General features: G+C 45.0%; 14 protein-coding genes. 9 read left to right on the top strand and 5 right to left on the bottom strand.

All coding sequences use genetic code 11. The features are described from left to right. Positions 1-35 precede the first annotated feature (35 nt). Positions 36-413, top strand: a complete 378-nt coding sequence (locus EZE20_RS13030; protein ID WP_132118287.1) for a hypothetical protein — start codon at positions 36-38, stop codon at positions 411-413. Positions 414-461: 48 nt separating this feature from the next. Here the strand turns inward: EZE20_RS13030 and EZE20_RS24040 are convergent, their stop codons facing one another. Beyond that, positions 462-614: a hypothetical protein gene (locus tag EZE20_RS24040; protein ID WP_165933471.1), complete on the bottom strand. Its 153-nt coding sequence runs from the start codon at positions 612-614 to the stop codon at positions 462-464. 155 nt (positions 615-769) lie between these two features. On the opposite strand from EZE20_RS24040, the gene hisS reads away from it, so the two are divergent. The 7 genes from hisS to EZE20_RS12995 all read left to right on the top strand — a co-directional run bounded on the left by hisS (position 770) and on the right by EZE20_RS12995 (position 11,609). Next, a complete protein-coding gene (gene hisS, locus EZE20_RS13025) occupies positions 770-2,155 on the top strand; it encodes a histidine--tRNA ligase (protein WP_132118285.1) in 1,386 nt (461 codons plus the stop codon). After that, the gene (gene hisG, locus EZE20_RS13020; protein ID WP_132118283.1) at positions 2,152-3,012 is read left to right on the top strand and encodes an ATP phosphoribosyltransferase; all 861 of its coding nucleotides are present in this window, start codon (positions 2,152-2,154) and stop codon (positions 3,010-3,012) included. The genes hisS and hisG overlap by 4 nt, the downstream gene beginning before the upstream one ends. A 23-nt stretch (positions 3,013-3,035) precedes the next feature. After that, complete coding sequence (hisD, locus tag EZE20_RS13015) at positions 3,036-4,307, top strand: histidinol dehydrogenase (RefSeq protein WP_132118281.1); 1,272 nt, start codon at positions 3,036-3,038, stop codon at positions 4,305-4,307. A gap of 52 nt (positions 4,308-4,359) precedes the next feature. Continuing rightward, entirely contained in the window at positions 4,360-5,433 is a 1,074-nt protein-coding gene (hisC, locus tag EZE20_RS13010; protein WP_132118279.1) for a histidinol-phosphate transaminase, read from the top strand. Positions 5,434-5,487: 54 nt separating this feature from the next. Then, on the top strand, positions 5,488-6,012 hold the full coding sequence (locus EZE20_RS13005) for a hypothetical protein (protein WP_132118277.1): 525 nt from the start codon (positions 5,488-5,490) through the stop codon (positions 6,010-6,012). An 83-nt stretch (positions 6,013-6,095) separates the two neighbouring features. Then, positions 6,096-9,416 (top strand): UvrD-helicase domain-containing protein, encoded by a 3,321-nt coding sequence (locus EZE20_RS13000; RefSeq protein ID WP_132118275.1) that lies wholly within the window; start codon positions 6,096-6,098, stop codon positions 9,414-9,416. 72 nt (positions 9,417-9,488) lie between these two features. Beyond that, positions 9,489-11,609, top strand: a complete 2,121-nt coding sequence (locus EZE20_RS12995) for a Tex family protein (RefSeq protein ID WP_132118273.1) — start codon at positions 9,489-9,491, stop codon at positions 11,607-11,609. Here EZE20_RS12995 and EZE20_RS12990 read toward each other — a convergent pair whose 3' ends face one another. The 3 genes from EZE20_RS12990 to EZE20_RS12980 form a co-directional block, all read right to left on the bottom strand. Further along, a complete protein-coding gene (locus EZE20_RS12990) occupies positions 11,610-12,224 on the bottom strand; it encodes a 3-keto-disaccharide hydrolase (protein WP_132118271.1) in 615 nt (204 codons plus the stop codon). A gap of 55 nt (positions 12,225-12,279) precedes the next feature. Further along, entirely contained in the window at positions 12,280-13,521 is a 1,242-nt protein-coding gene (locus EZE20_RS12985) for a DEAD/DEAH box helicase (RefSeq protein ID WP_132118269.1), read from the bottom strand. A gap of 189 nt (positions 13,522-13,710) precedes the next feature. Beyond that, a complete protein-coding gene (locus tag EZE20_RS12980) occupies positions 13,711-14,343 on the bottom strand; it encodes a porin family protein (protein WP_132118267.1) in 633 nt (210 codons plus the stop codon). A 322-nt stretch (positions 14,344-14,665) separates the two neighbouring features. Here EZE20_RS12980 and EZE20_RS12975 point away from each other — a divergent pair, with 322 nt between their 5' ends. Next, positions 14,666-14,950, top strand: a complete 285-nt coding sequence (locus tag EZE20_RS12975) for a hypothetical protein (protein WP_132118265.1) — start codon at positions 14,666-14,668, stop codon at positions 14,948-14,950. A 113-nt stretch (positions 14,951-15,063) separates the two neighbouring features. Here the strand turns inward: EZE20_RS12975 and alaS are convergent, their stop codons facing one another. After that, on the bottom strand, positions 15,064-17,718 hold the full coding sequence (gene alaS, locus EZE20_RS12970; protein WP_132118263.1) for an alanine--tRNA ligase: 2,655 nt from the start codon (positions 17,716-17,718) through the stop codon (positions 15,064-15,066). Between the last annotated feature and the right edge of the window lie 42 nt (positions 17,719-17,760).

Below are 17,760 nucleotides of genomic sequence, written 5' to 3'. Positions count from 1 at the left end.
GGAAGTCAAAAGCTTAACTAAACTTCCCTACGAGTATGTTTATAGAAAAATCAGACGTGCAGCCACCCGGTAAGAAAATCATTACCCGCATGTCGACCCAAACGAAGTGGCTATTGCTGGCACCGCTCAGTTTAATCCTGATCGGTTATGGTCTTTGCGTGTTTAGTGAGGCCGGAAATCTCAAACATAGTGGCGCTACAACGCAGGAATGGGTCCTTTTGGGTACTTATAGCCTGATTCTGATCAACGGCGGGCTTTCACTATTTGGGCAGGCGGTACGCTACCGGGTGCTGATGGATGTACATCGCGAGACCCGAAGAAGTATGCGCAAGCTAGAAGCCAAAATTTCCCGCAAACAAAAGCTTAAAAGATCAGCAGATAAAAAAGCAAAAAGCTCTACCAAAACAAATTGACAGAGCTTCTTTCTTTTGTGTATCGTTGTAAAAATTTCGACTTACGGCTTAATTTTTCTTAGCGTCAAATTCTGCTTTGATAGCTTCAACGTCCACATTTCTAACAATTGGTTTGCGGAGTAGATTTTTAATTCTTGCTACCCGATTATTGGCAGTTGCCTTATTTTTCCGCCCCTTGCGTTTCAATTCCGTTACTCCCATGGTAATGTAATGTTTTTTGTGAAAGAGCCGCAAAAGTAGTGTTTTTTAATTAAAAAAGTAAGATTTAGGTCGAAAAGTTGCCTTTGCTGCCTAACTTTGCGCGAAACAAAGGAGACATTCGGGGCCATGCCTCCAATTCTCCCCCAGAAATTCCTATGTCAAAGCCCAGCCTACCCCGGGGTACCCGCGATTTTGGCCCCGAACAAATGGTCAAACGGACGTTTATCCTTACTACTATTCGCAGTACTTTTCAGCGGTTTGGATTTCAACCTCTGGAAACTCCCACGCTTGAAAATCTTTCAGTTTTGATGGGAAAATACGGCGATGAAGGCGATCAACTGTTATTTAAAGTTCTGAATTCCGGCGATTTTGCGGGTAAACTTACACCTGAGGACTGGACCGCCGACTCCAAACAAATTACTACCAAAATTGCCGAAAAAGGCCTGCGATATGACCTGACCGTACCGTTTGCACGCTACGTAGTCATGAATAGAGGTACCTTACCTTTTCCCTTTAAGCGCTTTCAAATTCAACCTGTTTGGCGTGCAGATCGACCACAAAAAGGTCGTTACCGGGAATTTTATCAATGTGATGCCGATGTGGTCGGGACTGATTCGCTGCTATGTGAGGCCGAAATTGTGCTGATGCTTCATGAAAGTTTACGCGCCCTGGGAATTGCTGATTTCACAGTAAAAATAAATAACCGCAAAATCCTGACCGGAATTGCCGAAACAATTGGTGCTGCCGGTATGGAAGGACCCTTGTGCGTGGCAATTGATAAACTGGATAAAATTGGGAAAGAAAAGGTAATTCAGGAATTACACGAGCGAGGCTTTACACCTGAAAATACTCAAAAATTAGACCCGATTTTTAATCTGTCCACAGAAGAGCAACCCTTTGATTTGCTCAGAAATTGGCTGGCTGACTCAGAAATAGGCCGCAAAGGTCTTGACGAACTGGAAGAAATCTGGACGCTTGTGGAAGGCTTTGGTCTGAATTCTCCGCAGATGCAGTTTGATGTTACTCTTGCACGGGGCCTTTCTTACTATACCGGGGCAATTTTTGAAGTCAAAGCCAATGGCGTACAAATCGGGAGTATCAGTGGCGGTGGACGCTACGACAACCTGACCGGGACGTTTGGCGTGCCCGGACTTTCCGGCGTAGGTATTTCGCTGGGAGTAGATAGGATTTATGATGTGATGGAAGAGTTGAATCTTTTTCCTGAAAATCAATCCATTACGACTCATTTGATGCTAACCAATTTTGACCGGGAAGCAGAATTATACGGGTTGAAAATCGTAAAGGCTGCACGTGAAGCCGGGCTGAATACAGAAATGTATCCCGATGCTGTAAAGCTAAAAAAACAGCTTGACTATGCCGACCGCAAACAGATTCCTTTCGTTTTACTGATCGGCTCTTCCGAAATAGAAACGGGTTTATTAACCCTGAAAAATATGAAAACCGGTGAGCAAACGAAAGCCTCCGTCAACGAAATTTTAAAACTTGTGAAGGCCTACTTAGAGCCTCAAATAAACATATGAACGAAGTACTACGAATTGCCGTACAGAAATCTGGTCGTTTGAGTGAAGATTCGCTCAAACTTATCAAAGAATGTGGAATCAGATTTGACAACGGTGCCGGAAAACTCAAAACCGCCGCCTCAAATTTCCCCGCCGAAATTCTTTTTCTACGTGATGATGACATTCCCGGTTACGTGGAAGATGGCGTGGCTCATATCGGAATTGTGGGCGAAAACGTATCGGTTGAATCCAACCGGGAAGTAGACCCAGTTCATAAGCTCGGATTTTCGAAATGCCGCCTGTCAATTGGTATTCCGCGTGGCATTGAATATTCGTCAATCAAAGATCTGGACGGAAAAAGCATTGCAACTTCATATCCAAGACTGTTGAGTAACTATCTGGAAATGAACAATGTGTCCTGTCAGATTCACGAGATCAGCGGCTCCGTAGAAATCGCGCCAAGCATTGGCCTGGCCGATGCCGTTTGTGACATTGTCAGTTCGGGAAGCACATTGCTGAGCAATGGTCTCAAAGAGGTAGAGGTAATTTTCCGGTCGGAAGCCGTCATGATTGCCGGTAAAAAACTCGCCGCTCCTTACCAGGAACTACTCGATCAGCTTTTGTTCAGAATTAAGGCTGTACAGGCAGCAAAGAATAATAAGTATATTCTGCTCAATTGCCCCACGGCCTCTGTCGATCAAATCATGCATTTTTTGCCGGGAATGAAAGCACCAACCGTCATGCCTTTGGCCAAAGAAGGGTGGTGTTCCCTGCACTCAGTTATTAATGAAAATGACTTTTGGGAAAATATTGAAAAAATCCGTCAGGCTGGTGCCGAAGGAATTTTAGTAATTCCAATAGAAAAAATGATCCTTTAAGCAGCGAAAACTGTTTTACCTGCATGAAGATATTTGCATTTCCAGATCCAGCCCAATGGCCTGACTTACTGGCAAGACCCGTTCAGAATTCTGCTGACATTGAAAAAAAAGTAGCGCCCATACTGGCCAAAGTACGAGCCGAAGGCGACGATGCCCTGCGGCATTTTGCGCGGGAGTTTGATAAACAGGACCTCGACGAGCTGGCATTTAGTCCGGCTCAACTTGCAGCCGCAGCCGATCAGCTGGATGAATCTTTGAAACAGGCAATTGTGCAGGCCTATCAAAACATTCGCTTTTTTCACGAAGCTCAGAAACAGCCTGTCCAAAAAATTGACACGATGCCGGGTGTTTCGTGCTGGCGGAAAAGTGTCGGCATCGAAAAAGTTGGAATTTATATTCCAGGTGGTACGGCACCTTTATTTAGCACGGTGCTCATGTTGGGCGTTCCTGCCCAATTGGCAGGTTGTCGGGACATCATTTTATGCACACCGAGCGACCATCCGGCTATTTTGTTTGCCGCCCAATTGGTTGGTGTTACCAAAGCTTTCCGAATTGGTGGTGCACAGGCAATTGCCGCAATGGCCTACGGGACCGAAAGTGTTCCCAAAGTTTATAAGATTTTTGGGCCGGGTAATCAATACGTTACCGCAGCAAAAATGCTGGTCAGCAAAGAAGGTATCGCAATTGACATGCCCGCCGGACCATCTGAGGTAGCGATTTATGCCGACGACACGGCCATTCCATCGTTCATTGCTGCCGATTTGCTTTCACAGGCGGAGCACGGTGTAGATAGTCAGGTTTTGTTGGTATCTACCAGTAAAAAACTGATTAGCAGCGTAAATATTACCCTTTCTTCTCAGCTTGAAGCCTTGCCCCGCCGGGACATTGCTCGTAAGGCAATGGAAAACAGCAAGGCGATTTTGGTAGAAACACCCGAAGAAGCTATTGACATTTTGAATCAATATGCTGCCGAGCATTTAATTTTAAGCGTAGCTGATGCAGAGGAAGTTTCCGAAAAAATTATCAACGCCGGGTCCATTTTTCTGGGAAATTACACGCCCGAATCCTGCGGTGATTATGCCTCAGGTACCAATCATACGCTGCCTACCAACGGCTTTGCGCGTGCATACAGCGGGGTTTCGCTGGATAGCTTTGTGAAAAAAATAACCGTGCAGCACATCAGCGAGGAAGGCATAAAAATCCTTGGCCCTACCGTAGAAGCAATGGCAGAGGCAGAGTCGTTGCATGCGCACAAGCGAGCCGTAAGCATTCGACTGCATGCGCTGGGTTCTTGATTTTTATTTATTTAACTAACCGGAATTTTTCATTTGGTTTTCGATTTTTTTCATGAAACAGCCTTTTTCTATCAAAACCGTGGTTCGGCCTCATATCTGGAATTTAGTTCCCTATTCCTCCGCACGTGACGAGTACACGGGAAAAGTGGGTGTTTTTCTGGATGCTAATGAAAATCCATACGGGTCGGTACTTTCAGCAGATCACAACCGCTATCCTGATCCGCATCAGGTGTTGATTAAGCAAAAACTTGCACCAATTAAAGGAGTTAATCCCGAGCAGATTTTTTTAGGAAATGGCAGTGACGAACCAATTGATTTGCTGGTTCGGGCTACCTGTACACCTGGTCAGGATTCTCTGCTCATTATGCCGCCAACCTACGGCATGTACGAAGTGAGTGCATCTATTAATGATATATCGTTGATAAAAGTACCTTTAACTTCGGAGTATCAAATCGATGTGTCAGCTGTTTTGGCGGCAGTTTTACCAACGACCAAATTGATTTGGGTATGTTCGCCCAACAACCCTTCGGGCAATTTGGTACAGACTGACGCTATTGAAACCCTGCTGAACAATTTTAACGGATTGGTAGTAGTAGATGAAGCGTATATCGATTTTACGGCAGTAAATTCCTGGAATCAACGGTTGGAAGAGTTTCCAAATCTTGTAGTACTCCAAACGTTTTCAAAAGCATGGGGCCTTGCTTCTCTTCGTTTAGGTATGTGTTTTGCCTCTCCTGAGGTGATTGCGATTTTGAATAAAATAAAACCACCGTACAATCTGAGCGGCATCACTCAGCAATTGTTGCTGGAAGCGCTGGATCAGGAAGAGAAGAAAAATGAGCTAGTGGCTCACATCTTGTTGGAGCGCTCCCAATTAGCTGATGAACTCAACCAACTTGGAATGGTGCAGAAAGTATATCCGTCAGATGCCAATTTTTTACTTGTCAAATTTGACGATGCGGCCTCAGTAATGAATTTCCTGTTGGAAGAAAAAATAATTGTCAGAGACCGTTCAAAAGTCATTTTGTGCGAAGCTTGCCTGCGAATTTCGGTCGGAACGCGCCCTGAAAACGAGGTTTTGATGAATGCTTTAAAGAAATTTGAACAAAATTCCGTTATTGCATAGTGGTCTGAGATAGAAGACTTGTCATGACCCAAACAACATTAACCGTCAATCCAAATGAAAAAAATAGTTTTTACATTCCTCTGTTTCTTAACGGTTTCCCTCGCACAGGCGCAGTATGACAACTGGGCCGTTGGCTTTAAACTGGGAGAACCTACGGGCATAAACATTCGTAAGTACTTCAATAACGTAAATGCAATTGACGTTAGTTTTGGTACGTATGGTGGCATTTTGTCCAATTACAGAGAATATCGTCAGGGCGTGTATCGCAATGTTGGTGTAACCTTTCAGGCCCACTATTTGTGGCATCATGCGCTATTCAATTCTGAAAAAGCGCAGATTTACTACGGCTTTGGTCCACAAATTAATAGTCGCCGCTATTATCCTGATAATCAACAGAATCAGCCGGTAAATTATCAAAGCAATATTTCGTTGGGTGGATCAGGTTTAGGAGGTTTTGAGTACTTTTTGCCTGATGGACGTATGTCTATCTTTCTGGAAGGTGGGCTTTATGTGGAGCTCTTACCCGGACCATTTTTTACAAGCCCCAATGTTTCGGGTGGAATCCGATTGAATTTATAAGAAAAGGTTAGCATATTGTTTAAAAAAGCAGGCACAGACCTGCTTTTTTTTTATTTTAGAACCACTCCTAAAAAATCAGCACCATGTTTAAAGTATATAGCTCTTCGGCCGGTTCCGGCAAAACCTACACGCTTACCAAAGAATACCTCAAACTTGCGCTTCACTCCGAATCCGATACCTACTTTCGTTCCATTTTGGCTGTTACGTTTACCAATGCCGCCGCCAATGAAATGAAAGACCGAATCCTGAGCATGTTGCGGGCTTTTGCCGCTCCCGAAGGAACGTCTCACCCGATGTTACAGGATTTGATTGGGGAATTATACCCCGGAATTGAACAGGATAAAGAACTTTTTACCGAAACCTGCACACTTTTTTCCGTTCGGGCGCAAAACGTTTTTCGAAAAATCCTGCACCGCTATTCTGATTTTTCGGTCATGACGATTGATAAATTTACCAATCGACTCGTGAGCAGTTTTACTGATGAGCTTGGTATTCCATTTGGTTTTGAAACGCTTGTAGATAGCGATCAGATTTCAAACGCCGTTGATCGCATGCTGGCGCGCATCGGGCAGGAAGGCGAAGGCGTATTGACGCAGGTCATGGAAACGTACTACCGCGAAAGTGCAGAAGGTGGAAAAAGTTGGGGAAGTCTGCCGCATAAAATCCGGGAAGCCGCTCTGGATCTGATGAACGAAACGAGTTACCTTGCTATGCAGAACGTGGCTGATCTGGACGTGGAAGATTGGGTAGGTTTTAGCAAAAAATTCAGAACTTTTACCAAAGATTCCGGTAAGCAAATACAAGATATTGCCGCTCAGGCAATGGCTTGCATAGAAAATGCGGGACTTGGTGTCAAAGATTTTACAAGAGGCGACATAGGGATTTATGGATTTTTTGAAAATAGAGCTTCTGGCCAAAAACTTTGGGATAAACCTAATTCCTACGCCTCGGCGGCGATTGAGAATGACAAATGGTGCACGGCCAAAACACCTTTATCTGTTCAAAGTCAGATTTTGGGAATTAGTAGCGAGCTAGGTGGTTATTATAATTCCATTAAAAATTTAGCAGAAACTCTCGGCCCCAAAGTCAGGCTGATGGGCCTGCTCGACAAACATTTATATAACCTGTCGCTTCTGGGCGAAATTCGGAAAGAGTTTGATAGCCTGTTGAGACAAAATAATCAGGTTCATATCTCGGAATTTAACCGAAAAGTGATGGACATTGTGGCCAAAGAACCTGTCCCGTTTATTTTTGAACGCCTGGGCGATAAATACAATCACATTTTGGTAGACGAGTTTCAGGACACATCCAAAATGCAGTTTGCCAATTTACTGCCGCTACTGGACAACGCTCTTGGATTTGGTCATTTTAATCTGATCGTGGGCGATGCCAAGCAATCTATTTATCGTTTTCGTGGCGGAGATATGGATCTGATCATGCACCTCGCTGCTAATCAGGTAGCACAGTTGTCCGGAATTTTGGGCGGAAGCGAGTTCAATCAGGAGCGTTTACAGAGTCTGGATTACTACCTTGATGTGGCGCACCTGCAAACCAATCGGCGCAGTTACAGAGAAATTACGGATTTCAACAACGCTTTCTTTGATCATGTAGCCAATCATCCAACCGTTACACAACCGTTGGTTGCAGGGGTTTTTGATGAAAATTTCAAACAAAAAACAACCGCCGATGTAAAACGGGGCGGACACGTGCAGATTGAATTTCTGACCGATACCTCAAAAGAAGAAAGTGAGTCGGAAAGCCCTAATTACATGGTGGTTCGCACGCTCGAACTGGTAGAAGAACTTCGTGAAAAAGGTTATTCCTGGCGTGATATTGCCATTTTGTGTCGTAAAAAAAATGAGGCTACCGCCATTGCCGGAGCGTTGAAAGAGCGAGGCTATCCGCTGATTTCGGATGATTCATTACTTCTAACATACTCACAATCGGTCAATTTGCTGGTGTCGTTTATGAAAGTCGTACAGTCGCCCGACAACGCCCTTGCCCGCTACGAAGCTGCTTATCTTTTTCACCGGGTAGTTCAGCAGGAAATCCCCAATGCCAGCCGACACGAAGCAATTCGTACCATGTGTTCTGGTAAAGAGTTAAGTACATTCCTGGATTATTTTTCAGCTTTTGATCTGGATCTCAACGCCTTTCGATTGCGGCAACTAGGTGTGTATGAGTTGTGCGAAAAACTAATTGCAAACTTTCAGCTCTTTCAACATTTGAGCGAAGGCGCCTATGTTTTCCGCTTTCTGGACGCCGTTCTTGACTATGGTACCAAACGCAGCAATCACCTTGCCGATTTTTTGACGTATTGGGAAACCGCCAAAACCAAACTTTCCATTACCGTTCCGGCACATGCAGATGCGCTGCGGATTACGACCATTCATAAGTCCAAAGGATTGGAATATCCCGTAGTCATTATTCCAAATGCACACTGGACTTTTAAACCCAAAGCAACTCAAAGTCGTATTTGGGTAGATCTTGAAAAAATTAAGCAACCGGAATTTACTTTGGAACGTGAAGTTGACGAGGTTGGAGTTATTACCCGGCACCTCAAAAGTTCGGTCGTTTCGATGGTAAGTGATGTAGAAGAAACTGCACTTGCGCCTGATTATGAGGAAGAAAGCGTGCGAACGCTACTCGAAAACCTGAACCTGCTCTACGTTGCCTTTACCCGTCCGATTCAACGTTTGTACGTATTGGCCAAAAATGAAAAAGATTGGAGCCGCTGTACCGATAGGGTCAATCGGTGGCTGCATGAGTACCTGGTAAGTCCGGCCTCGCCCATACCCTGGGAAGATGAAAAAAGCGTCTATATCGTGCAGGAAGGTAGCGGCGAATGCAGCCATAGCCATGTGCGCGATAGTGCTGAGCCTTTCCTGCTTTCCTCAGTCGTGAGCAACGACCGAACCGATCGGTTGCGGTTGCGCAGGCTAGCCGAACGGATTTTTGATATTGAAACCTTTGAGCAACGAAAGGATATTTATCAAAAATTACGATATGCATTCTCCTATATTGAACATGAAAATGATTTGCCAAAGGTGATGCAAAAGCTCGTCAATGAAGGGATTGTTGAAGCCAATGAAGCGAATCGTTTACAGACTAAGCTAAATGTCCTGTTACAAAAAGAACCCTTACATCAATTTTTTGCCCCAACGGCAATGGTTCGTCTCAAACGTGAGTTTTTGCTTCCCGGTGGAAAAAGCGTTACTGCTGATCGTCTCGTTACGTTGCCTGATGGAAGCACCTGCATTCTAAATATCGTAGCCGGACTTGGCAACGACGATGCCCGCCGGCAACTCCGTCGGGTGCAGCATGCCTTTCATTCCATGTACGGAGTTGAGGCTAAAATAGGGTTAATTACGCTGGAAAATGAAGGTCTGGAATGGGTGGAATAAGTAGATTTTTTTAGGAAACTTTTGTCAATTTTTAAAAGTATAAGTGAACAATAACAATTTAGTGAGTACCCAATGAATTTTTCCATTATTTCCCGTCTGACGGGAATTTCAGAACATCAGGTAAAAAATACAATTGAACTTTTTGAAGGTGGTGCCACATTACCCTTCATTGCCCGCTACCGAAAAGAAGCCACAGGAGGGCTGGACGAAGTTGAAATTGGTGCCATTAAGGAGCATTATCAGAAACAGCTGGATGTAGAAAAACGCCGCGAGGCCATTCTTAAATCGATTGAAGAACAGGGGAAATTGACGCCGGAACTTCGAAAGAAAATCGAGTCTGTTTTTAGTTTGGTAGAGTTGGAAGATTTGTACCTACCCTACAAACAAAAGCGTAAGACTCGGGCGATTCTGGCCATAGAACGGGGACTGGAACCTTTGGCGACCGCTCTTTTTAAAGGACAGGAAGCGATGCCGGAACGTAAAGCGCAGGCGTTTTTGAACAAGGAAGTACCTACAATTGAGGCTGCGTTGCAGGGAGCGAGAGACATTATTGCCGAGTGGATTAGTGAAAATCAGGATGCCCGCGGACGTATTCGGACGCTTTTTGAACGGGGAGCGGTCATTTCTGCCAAGGTAAAAAAGAAAAAAGAAGAAGAAGGCGCAAAGTACCGTGACTACTTTGACTATGAAGAGCCGCTTTCAAAAATTCCTTCGCATCGGCTGTTGGCCATTCGGCGGGGAGAAGACGAAGGTTTTTTGAGCGTTTCCATCAGTCCTGAAGAAGAACAGGCGCTCGGAATGCTTTCGCGGCAGTTTGTAGTGGGCCCAACAGCCGGTAAAAATCAGTTGGAACTGGCCGTAAAAGATAGCTACAAGCGCCTGCTCAAACCAGCCATCGAAACCGAATTCGGGAATCTTGCCCGGGAAAAAGCAGATACCTATGCCATCCGGATTTTTGCCGAAAACCTCCGTCAGTTGCTGTTGGCTGCACCTTTGGGCCAAAAAAGAGTTTTGGCTATTGATCCCGGCTACCGCACGGGCTGCAAGGTAGTGGTACTTGATGAACATGGCAATCTGCGGGCCGATGCCGTTATTTATCCGTTTAATAAAGCGGTGGAGGCAGAAGCCAATCTGCGTTTATTGATTGAAAAATGGAAGATAGAGGCGATTGCGGTGGGTAACGGAACGGCAGGACGTGAAACCGAAGACTTTGTTAAAAAAGTATTGATGTCGCAAGGCAAAGAAAAAGAAATTCGTCTGTTTATGGTCAGCGAGCAAGGGGCTTCTATTTACTCAGCGTCGGATGTCGCTCGCGAAGAATTTCCCGATAAAGATGTTACCGTTCGCGGGGCAATTTCCATTGGCCGGCGATTGGCCGACCCCTTAGCTGAACTCGTCAAGATTGACCCAAAATCCATTGGCGTAGGGCAATATCAGCACGATGTGGAGCAATCAGCCCTCAAAAATGCATTGGATGGTGTTGTAGAAAGCTGTGTAAATGCTGTTGGGGTAAATCTGAACACAGCAAGTAAACATTTGCTTCGCTATGTGTCGGGACTTGGTCCGGCGCTTGCACAGAATATTGTGGAGTATCGAACCAAAATCGGTGGATTTGCTACTCGTGATCAACTCTTGAAAGTGCCCCGGTTGGGTGGCAAAGCCTACGAACAAGCCGCTGGCTTTTTGCGTATTCAGGAAGGGAAAAATCCATTGGACAACAGCGCTGTTCACCCGGAACGGTATCCTTTGGTAGAAAAAATGGCCCTTGATTTGGGAACGACTGTGCCTGATCTGATGCAAAAACAGGAACTTAGAAAACAGATACAGTTGAATCGTTACGTCGATGGTTCGGTTGGCTTACCTACCTTACAGGATATTTTGAAAGAACTCGAAAAACCTTCCCGCGACCCTCGTACCGAACGGGAAACTTTTGAATTTGACAGTACGATCCGGACGGTTGAGGACCTTCGTGAGGGGATGATACTATCAGGAATTGTTACAAATATAACCGCATTTGGTGCGTTTGTGGATGTGGGTGTGAAACAGGATGGCCTTGTGCATGTATCGCAAATGGCCAATCGATTTATAAAAGATCCGAATGAAGTGGTAAAATTGCAGCAGGTCGTTAAAGTAAAAGTAACCGAGATCGACATTGCTCGCAAACGAATTGCACTGAGCATGAAGCTGAGTTGATCAATGTTCTTCTATAAACAGGTTGCGGTACTGCACCAAGGCTTTTCCGCCGCCATGAATTTGCAGCCCAATCAAACCCGACTGAACAATCGTTGAGTCGGGTTCTTTGTAATTCACGGTTTGCAGGCCGTTGATCCACAGCTGAATATGATTTCCTTTACACGAAATTTTATAGGTATTCCAGTCTTCTTTTTTCAAAACTGCCTGTAAAGCAGTGGAATCGGCATAGGCCAAAACTTTGTTACGTCGGGATTCGTCGTAGAGACAACCCCAGTAACCTTTTCCCAAATCTGCCTGATAACCAATCATTTCGTAGGCGGGATCGGTGGCTCGCCTGGAACGAAATTGTACACCGGCATTTACAAAGCCTGTGCCAACGAGTTTGAATTCCAGGTCGAGGGTGAAATCCTTGTAGGTGCGGGTAGTGGTTAAAAATTCATTGTGAGCAACCGTTTCCGTAAGCGAGCCTCCGGTAAGTGCGCCATCCTTTATTTGCCAGGTACGACCAACGTCTCCCTCCCAACCTGTAAATGTCTTTCCATCAAAAAGGGAAATACGTTCAGCAATGGGCGAGCTAAAAAAGCTCAGAATCAAAGAAATAAGCAGCAGATACATGCGTCAAAAGTTTTGGATGAAAGAGATAGTTTGAAAATTCATCCCGACTGGCTTTCTACTTTTTCTTTCCTTTTTTCTTTTTCCTGATTTCAAATTCCTCCACTTCATTAAGCAGCGATTTGAGGTCAAAAGTTGCAGTGTCTTTGGTCAGGTCGATCGTTTGGTGATAATCACCTTTTTTAATATCCAACACATCAACCGGATGTTCCAGAAATGCCTCTATTTCGTCAAGTAGCGCTTGCTCTTCGGTACTGCAAAACGAAATCGCCCGGCCTTTGTGCGTGCCTCGCCCGGTACGCCCTACGCGGTGAACATACTTTTCGGCTTCTTCGGGCAGGTCATAATTGACCACAAAATCTACCTCCGGAATATCAATCCCCCGGGCACTTACATCAGTGGCTATCAGCACTTTATTGGTGCCTTTTTTGAATTCTTGCAAAACCTGCATCCGGTCAGCCTGTTCTTTATCGCCATGAATGGTTTGATTTGGTATTTCCATCCGAACGAGTGCGGCTGAGACCCGTTCAGCGCGTACTTTGGTACGGACGAATACCAGGATTTTTTTCTCTGGATTTTCCTGAATTATTCGTTCAAGAAAAAAACGTTTGTCATCCATTTCAATACGCGCTACCGAATGCGTAATGTTTTTTGAAACCCGGTCTTTTGGCGCAATCTGAATCCGAATTGCCCGATTGACGATGGAATACGCTAGTTTTTTTATTTTTTCATTAATCGTTGCCGAAAAAAAGAGCGTTTGTCTTTTCTTGGGCAATCGACGAATCAGATCTTCAATATCTTTGATGAATCCTAAATCCAGCATTTGATCGGCTTCATCCAAAATCAAAATTTCTACCCGATTGACATGCACATGCCCCTGACTGATCAGATCGAACATTCGGCCAGGCGTGGCTATAAGAATATCAACGCCGCTGTCAAGCTTGGAAATCTGCGGAGTTTGATCTACTCCACCAAAGATACAAAGCGTTTTGACGCGGGTATGCCGGGAAATCATATCAAAAACCTCGGTAATTTGCAGGGCCAATTCACGCGTGGGTACCATGACAATACACTTGATGCCGTCGGCGCGGTTGTGTTGCTTACGTTCGTGCAGCAGGCTGATGACCGGAATTGCGAACGCAGCCGTTTTGCCCGTACCCGTTTGAGCAATTGCCAGCACATCTTCTCCTTTCAAAATCGGTGGAATTGATTTGAATTGTATATCGGTTGGCCGGTTAAAGCCCATTTTGGCCAGATTTTTCTTTATCTCAAACGCCAGGGAGTAATCTTCAAACTTCATAAAAGAACATAATTCGGTAGCTGACAGCACATGCTGTGGCAGGAATCTACAAAGATACGGCTTTGCATCAGAATGCCGTATCAGGCAGCTTTACCTGGCCAAATAATACTTTATCGGCTCTAACACACATTAAAAAAGGAGCCCACGAAGGCTCCTTTTTTTGGTGTTGCGATATATGAAAAATCTTCTTTACCGGGGATTCAATGTACCACTTCTGGAATTATACGTTCCGAATGGAAAGCTTACCCCTAAATTGATACCTACGTTGTGGTTGTGTAGGGTGTTGGACGAATTCCGCGAAATATCAATAAGTCCGGCACCGTAACGTACATCGGCATTGAGCCAAACTTTGTTTTGGATTCGGTAATTCAGCCCAATACCCGCCGTAACGCCAATATCTACCGTTCGGTACACACGATTGCTTGAAGGTCCATTGATGTTTTCGCCATCTTTATCACGAGCGGCCGCCAGGAAATTTGCCGTTGGCCCGATAAACAATTTTGGACGAATGCCCCCCTGCCCCAAAAAGTACGTAAGCAGCAACGGAACCTGTACATAGTGCAGATTGATTTCGTTGGTTTTATTACTTACCTGAGCACCTAGCTGCGTGTACAACACCTGTCCGCTGAAACCGAATCTGTTCTCTGAACTATAATTGTAAAACCCGCCCAACGTAGGTCCGGCTTTCCAGTCATTGTTGACAATATCCCCACGCAGGTTCGCAAATGTTACGCCGACGATAGGTCCGATGGATACGTTTTCCTGGGCCTGAGCAAAAAATGAGGCGCTGAGGAGTGCCATTCCAAGGAAGTACTTTTTCATAGTAGTTAAACTTTGGTTTTATTACTTTATAAAATGCCGAAATGCATTTTACAGAAATAGTACAATTCCTGTTCCAGCGAAACTGAGATGCGTGCGCATCAAAAAAAGTATTGATCCTAAGTTCATTGCAGAAAATGAGATGATTTAACAGAAAATTCATGTAGCGTTTTTTCTACACAAAATTAGCACTCAGTGAAACGCTCATTTCATAACACAGAATGTTCCGATTACTCAATGGAGGCAACCATTTAATCAATAGCGTAAAACTACGGTAGGACTCACCTGATAGTCAGGCTACTTTTGAATAAAAAAACGAAAACTCATGAAAAAACTCTTCAAAAAAACCACCGTTCTATTAGCCTTTACCGGATTAGTGACATTTTCCAATTGTGGCAAAAAAGATACAGATCCAAGTCCTGAAAACTGTGGGATGAATGCCGAGAAGGTTTTGGAAGCTGCAAATACTTTTGGGACTAATCCAAGTAAGACCACATGCGAGGCGTATAAAAAAACGCTCGAAGCTTTCTATAAGTCCTGTCCAACCTTTTATACCGGAGTTACGAAACAGCAGTTTGATGAATTTTTGGCTGAACCTTGTGATTTTTAAGTACTTAAATATTGGGTAGACAATAAAAACGCCCCGTACAGGTCATGTACAGGGCGTTTTCAATGGAAATTTACTACAATCAACTTTCCTGATAGGAAAAGTACTGAACGATCTTACAAAAACATCGTTCGGGCTTTTTCCAGTGCAGCGGCCATTCCATTTGGCTCAGAGCCGCCAGCAGTGGCGAAAAACGGCTGTCCGCCGCCGCCGCCTTTAATTTCGCGCGCCAGTTCTTTCACGATTTGTCCGGCATTTAGATTTTTTTCTTTTACCAGATTTTCCGCAATGTACACGGCAAGCTGAGGTTTTCCGTTAATTGTTGCGCCAAACACGGCCACTAGCTGATCCACCTGCGTTTTTAGTTCGTACGCCAGCTGTTTCAGTGCATCGGCATTGGGAACTTCCACTTCCTCAATCAAAAGATTCATTTCGCCCGCGGGTTGAATTTTTTCCAGCAACGTCGCTTTTAGTTGTTGTACTTTTTCATTTTCCAGCGTTTCCACTTTTTTGGTAAGCGCAGTTCGTTCTTCCAACAGCATTTCGAGGGCTTTCACCAGATCTTTTGGACCTTTCAAGAGCTCTTTCAGTTGGGCAAGCGTTTGCTCCTGTTCGCGCATTCGGGCCAAAGCTACTTCACCTGTAATAGCTTCGACACGGCGTACACCTGCCGAAACAGAGCCTTCCGAAACAAACTTGAACAGGCCGATTTCACCTGTTGACGGAATGTGTGTACCCCCGCAAAGTTCCAGCGAATAGGCGGGATCAAACGTAACGACACGTACAAAATCGCCATATTTTTCGCCAAACGTAGCCGTTGCGCCCATCGCAATTGCTTCCTGAATGGGCACATTGGTTTTTATATCCCGGGTAATATTCTCTCTGATTTTTTCATTGACGATATCTTCAATTTTACGTAATTCCTGATCCGTTACTTTGGAAAAATGGGCAAAATCAAAACGCAAAATTTCATCGTTCAGGAAAGAACCTTTTTGGCTTACGTGCGAGCCCAACACCTGCCGCATCGCCGAAAGCATCAGGTGTGTGGCCGTGTGATTGGCCATAATTTTATGGCGACGTTCGATATTTATACGGGCAGTTACTGTGCTAGCTGATTGTAAAGCTGAATCAAGGTTTTTATCCGTAGAAATATGGACCGTCAAATCATTTTCACGACGGGTATCAGCAACAGAAATAAGCAACGGCTTTCCGTCAACCTCAATTTCCAGACTTCCGGTGTCTCCCACCTGTCCGCCCATTTCGGCATAAAAAGGCGTGCGATCCAGCACAATATGATATTCGTCCCCGCCTTTGGTTTTTACTTTGCGATATTTAAGTATGTGGCTATGAGTTTCGTTGAAATCGTAGCCCAAAAACTCTACCGGAATTCCTTCATTGTCAATGAGTTCTATCCAGTCGCTTGCTTCCTTGGCAGCATCGGAGCGGGATCGCGCTTTTTGTTCGGCAAGGGCTTTCTGAAAGCCAGCCTCATCAATTGTCAATCCTTTTTCACGAGCAATGAGGGCCGTGAGGTCCATGGGAAAACCAAAGGTATCGCTCAGTTCAAAAACCTCATCACCGGGAATAGTCGTGTGGCCATTCGCTGAAACCTGAGCAGTCATTAAATCCAGGCGTTTCAGGCCCGATTCGAGTGTACGCAGGAAGCTTTTTTCTTCTTCCAAAATTACCTTCGTCACAAATTCTTCCTGAGCTTTGAGTTCTGGAAAAACATCCTGAAACTGTTGGGCCAAAGGACCCACAAGGCGATTGATAAAGGGTTCGGTCAAGTTAAGGTACGAATATCCGTACCGAATAGCCCGGCGCAAAATGCGACGAATCACATAGCCGGCCCGTACATTGGAAGGAAGTTGTCCGTCAGCAATCGTAAAAGCAACCGCCCGCAGGTGGTCCGAAATTACCCGCATCGCAATGTCAGGCATACGCTCAGTACCGTATGTTTTGCCCGAAATCTGCTCAATTACCTGAATGGTATTTTGGAAAACATCCGTGTCATAATTGGACATTTTTCCCTGAATAGCCATACACAAACGCTCAAAACCCATGCCGGTATCGACATGCGTAGCAGGAAGTGGAATCAGGGAGCTATCGGCTTTTCGCTCAAACTGCATGAAAACCAGGTTCCAGATTTCAACAACCTGCGGGTGATCCTGATTGACGAGCGATTTGCCGGGCACAGCTGCAACGTCGGCGGCAGGGCGAATGTCTATATGTATTTCTGAGCAGGGCCCGCAGGGGCCGGTATCGCCCATTTCCCAAAAATTATCTTTTTTATTTCCAAGAATAATCCGGTCTTCACCCACAATCGGTTTCCACAAATCCCATGCTTCCTGATCGAACGGAACGTTGTCAGTGCTATCTCCTTCAAAAACAGATACATACAAACGATCCTTGGGGAGTTTATAAACCTCCGTAAGTAGTTCCCAGGCCCAGTGAATGGCTTCTTTTTTAAAATAATCGCCAAAAGACCAATTGCCCAACATCTCAAACATCGTGTGATGATAGGTATCAAATCCAACGTCTTCGAGGTCGTTGTGCTTGCCACTTACGCGCAGGCATTTTTGGGTATCGGCAATTCGGCGGGAAGGAGGGGTGCCATTTCCCAGAAAAAAATCCTTAAACTGCGCCATTCCCGAATTATTGAACATAAGGGTCGGGTCATTTTTGGCAACAAGCGGAGCCGAAGGAACGATGAGGTGTTCTTTACTCTTAAAAAAATCAAGAAAAGCCTGACGAATCTGATGCGAGGTCATGTGTAGGTGGTTAGCTTATAGAGTGTTAGCGTTGGGCTGAAT

This window comes from Arundinibacter roseus (genome assembly GCF_004348825.1).
GTDB classification, from domain to species: Bacteria; Bacteroidota; Bacteroidia; order Cytophagales; family Spirosomataceae; genus Arundinibacter; species Arundinibacter roseus.
This window is presented reverse-complemented; position numbering and strand designations above follow the sequence as displayed.